General features: G+C 70.2%; 4 protein-coding genes. 3 read left to right on the top strand and 1 reads right to left on the bottom strand.

Going from position 1 to position 3,652, the window contains the following annotated elements:
• Positions 1 to 201: 201 nt before the first annotated feature.
• A complete protein-coding gene (gene ndgR / locus ABEA26_RS35310) occupies positions 202 to 918 on the bottom strand; it encodes an IclR family transcriptional regulator NdgR (protein WP_279561912.1) in 717 nt (238 codons plus the stop codon).
• Positions 919 to 1,115: 197 nt separating this feature from the next.
• Here ndgR and leuC point away from each other — a divergent pair, with 197 nt between their 5' ends.
• The 3 genes from leuC to ABEA26_RS35295 form a co-directional block, all read left to right on the top strand.
• Positions 1,116 to 2,546: a 3-isopropylmalate dehydratase large subunit gene (gene leuC, locus ABEA26_RS35305; RefSeq protein WP_345598077.1), complete on the top strand. Its 1,431-nt coding sequence runs from the start codon at positions 1,116 to 1,118 to the stop codon at positions 2,544 to 2,546.
• A gap of 5 nt (positions 2,547 to 2,551) precedes the next feature.
• Positions 2,552 to 3,145 carry a 3-isopropylmalate dehydratase small subunit gene (gene leuD, locus ABEA26_RS35300; protein WP_345598075.1) on the top strand — a complete coding sequence of 198 codons (594 nt, stop codon included), beginning with the start codon at positions 2,552 to 2,554 and terminating at the stop codon, positions 3,143 to 3,145.
• A gap of 277 nt (positions 3,146 to 3,422) precedes the next feature.
• A partial coding sequence (locus ABEA26_RS35295) for an SCO5555 family protein (protein ID WP_279561915.1) occupies positions 3,423 to 3,652 on the top strand: 230 nt, incomplete at its 3' end.

Here is a 3,652-nt window from a genome sequence, read left to right as displayed (position 1 = left end):
AGCACGCCGCCCTCTCAAGGCGGTAGCGCCGGTTCGAATCCGGTCGGGGGTACAACAAGGTTCGGTGGCCCTTCGCTTCGGCGGAGGGCCACCGGCGTTTTTCACCGTCGCCAACTCCCCGTACGATGCCATCGCTTCGGGGGAGAGGGCCCGCCGCGGCGTTGAGGCGGGCCCGTTCCGGTCACGTGTCCGGAGGTGCGGTCAGCCCGTGCGGCGCAGGGCCTCGGAGAGGCGGCCGGCGGCGTCGATGATCGCCTGGGCGTGCATACGGCCCGGGTGGCGACTGAGACGCTCGATGGGGCCGGAGACGGACACGGCGGCCACCACGCGGTTGGAGGGGCCCCGCACGGGCGCGGAGACGGACGCCACGCCCGGCTCCCGCTCGCCGATGGACTGCGCCCAGCCCCGCCGCCGCACACCGGACAGCGCCGTCGCCGTGAAGCGGGCGCCCTGCAGGCCGCGGTGGAGACGCTCGGGCTCCTCCCAGGCCATGAGGATCTGCGCCGACGAACCGGCCTTCATGGTGAGCGTGGAACCGACCGGGACGGTGTCCCTGAGGCCCGACAGCCGCTCGGCCGCGGCCACGCAGATACGCATGTCTCCCTGGCGGCGGTAGAGCTGAGCGCTCTCGCCCGTGATGTCACGGAGGTGGGTGAGCACCGGGCCCGCCGTGGCGAGCAGGCGGTCCTCGCCGGCCGCCGCGGCCAGTTCGGCCAGGCGCGGGCCGAGAATGAAGCGGCCCTGCATGTCGCGCGCCACCATACGGTGGTGTTCCAGCGCCACGGCCAGGCGGTGGGCCGTGGGTCGTGCCAGTCCGGTCGCAGCGACCAATCCCGCGAGGGTGGCCGGGCCGGACTCCAGAGCGCTCAGGACGAGGGCCGCCTTGTCCAGAACGCCGACGCCGCTACTGTTGTCCATGCAACGATACTCCCGTCTCACTCTGTGAAACGCAAGTTCAATTTTCCATGGAACCCGCCACTCTGGACGGCAGGAAGTCACAACGGCCCGTGACGCACGGGCCTGGTGGCGGCTGCCCGGAAACACAGGGGTGCGGGCACCGCTTCCCCAAGATCTCTAGTTGGGTCGGCGCTTCGTCGCCGGCCGGAGGGAAAGCGATGGGTAGGACACTCGCGGAGAAGGTCTGGGACGACCACGTCGTCCGGCGCGCCGAAGGCGAGCCCGACCTCCTCTTCATCGATCTGCACCTGCTGCACGAGGTGACCAGCCCGCAGGCCTTCGACGGCCTCCGCAAGAGCGGCCGCCCGGTGCGCCGACTCGACCTGACCATCGCCACCGAGGACCACAACACCCCCACCCTCGACATCGACAAGCCCATCGCGGACCCGGTCTCCCGGATCCAGCTGGAGACGCTGCGCAAGAACTGCGCGGACTTCGGCGTCCGGCTGCACCCGCTGGGCGACGTCGAGCAGGGCGTCGTACACGTCGTCGGCCCGCAGCTGGGCCTGACCCAGCCCGGCACCACCGTGGTCTGCGGCGACTCGCACACCTCCACGCACGGCGCCTTCGGCGCGCTGGCGTTCGGCATCGGCACCTCCCAGGTCGAGCACGTGCTGGCCACCCAGACGCTGCCCATGGCCCGCCCGAAGACCATGGCGATCACCGTCAACGGCGAACTGCCCGACGGCGTCACGGCCAAGGACCTGATCCTCGCGATCATCGCGAAGATCGGCACCGGCGGCGGCCAGGGCTACATCCTGGAGTACCGCGGCGAGGCCATCGAGAAGCTCTCGATGGAGGCCCGCATGACCATCTGCAACATGTCGATCGAGGCCGGTGCCCGCGCGGGCATGATCGCCCCCGACGAGACCACCTTCGCCTACCTCCGGGGCCGCGCCCACGCCCCCGAGGGCGCGGACTGGGACGCGGCGGTGCGGTACTGGAAGACGCTGCGCACGGACGACGGTGCCGAGTTCGACGCAGAGGTCGTCATCGAGGCCGCCGAGCTGTCGCCGTTCGTCACCTGGGGAACCAACCCGGGCCAGGGCGCGGCGCTTTCCGCCGACGTCCCCGACCCGGCCTCGTACGAAGACGCCTCGGAGCGCTTCGCCGCGGAAAAGGCCCTGGAGTACATGGGGTTGGAGGCCGGGCAGCCACTGCGCTCCATCAAGGTGGACACCGTCTTCGTAGGTTCCTGCACCAACGGCCGCATCGAGGACCTGCGCGCCGCCGCCGAGATCGTGCGGGACCGCAAAGTCGCCGACGGCGTACGGATGCTGGTCGTCCCGGGCTCCGCGCGGGTGGGTCTGCAGGCCGTTTCCGAAGGCCTGGACGTGGTCTTCAAGGAGGCCGGCGCCGAGTGGCGGCACGCGGGCTGCTCGATGTGTCTGGGCATGAACCCGGACCAGCTGGCCCCCGGTGAGCGCTCCGCGTCCACCTCCAACCGCAACTTCGAGGGCCGGCAGGGCAAGGGCGGCCGCACCCACCTGGTGTCGCCGCAGGTCGCGGCCGCGACGGCGGTCCTGGGCCACCTGGCCTCCCCGGCCGACCTGTCCGCCGCCGACACCCCCACGCCCGCAGGAGTCTGAGAGCAATGGAAGCGTTCACCACCCACACCGGCCGGGCCGTCCCGCTGCGCCGCAGCAATGTCGACACCGACCAGATCATCCCCGCCCACTGGCTCAAGAAGGTGACCCGGGACGGGTTCGAGGACGGGCTGTTCGAGGCCTGGCGCAAGGACCCGGAGTTCGTGCTCAACCGGCCCGAGCGCGAGGGCGCCACGGTCCTGGTCGCCGGCCCGGACTTCGGCACCGGATCCTCCCGCGAGCACGCCGTCTGGGCGCTGCAGAACTACGGCTTCAAGACCGTGATCTCCTCCCGCTTCGCCGACATCTTCCGCGGCAACTCGCTGAAGAACGGCCTGCTCACGGTGGTCCTCGACCAGAAGACCGTGGACGCCCTATGGGAGCTCACCCAGAACGACCCGCAGGTCGAGATCACGGTCGACCTCGAGGCCCGCGAGGTCCGTGCCAAGGGCGTCACCGCCTCCTTCGAGCTGGACGAGAACTCCCGCTGGCGGCTGCTGAACGGGCTGGACGACATCTCGATCACCCTCCAGAACGAGGCGGACATCGCCGCGTACGAGGCGAAGCGCCCGTCGTTCAAGCCCCAGACCGTCCAGCTCTGATCGCCAAAGGCCTCCGAGGCCCACCGCAAGGTCGAGTTTCGGCCACCCAACACCCCGGCTGTACCCCCGATCGGCCCGATCGGGGGTACAGCCGTTTCTGCTGCCGACGGCACCCGCGTGTCCCCCGACGAGCCGGTCAACTTCCCACGTTAGAGGCGTGGTTGCAGGGGTACGCGAGTCATGGAGGCGAGGCTTCCGGGTGGGTCCAAAAGGCCGCCCGAGGCGGCAGTTGCCCCCTGCGCAGGCGACAACTCGCCCCAGATGGCACAATCTGTGCATGGAACACGACGGCCAACTCGAGCTCTATGCGGCGGTCGCGGTCCGGCTCAAAGAAGCGCACACAAGAGTGCGCGCACTGCAAGTCCCGGAGGGCGTACGGATGGCGCTGACCCGGAAGCTGCTGGTCATTACGGCCGCGGCCAAACACGATCTCGCCGGTGCGGCAAGGCGTCTGGAGCGGTTCACCGCGGACCTCGACGAGGGGCGATTCCCCGAAGAGGAAGGTTG

This window comes from Streptomyces marokkonensis (assembly GCF_039539045.1).
GTDB lineage: Bacteria > Actinomycetota > Actinomycetes > Streptomycetales > Streptomycetaceae > Streptomyces > Streptomyces marokkonensis.
Note: the sequence above shows the minus strand (reverse complement) of the source record. Positions and strands in the feature narration are given on the sequence as shown.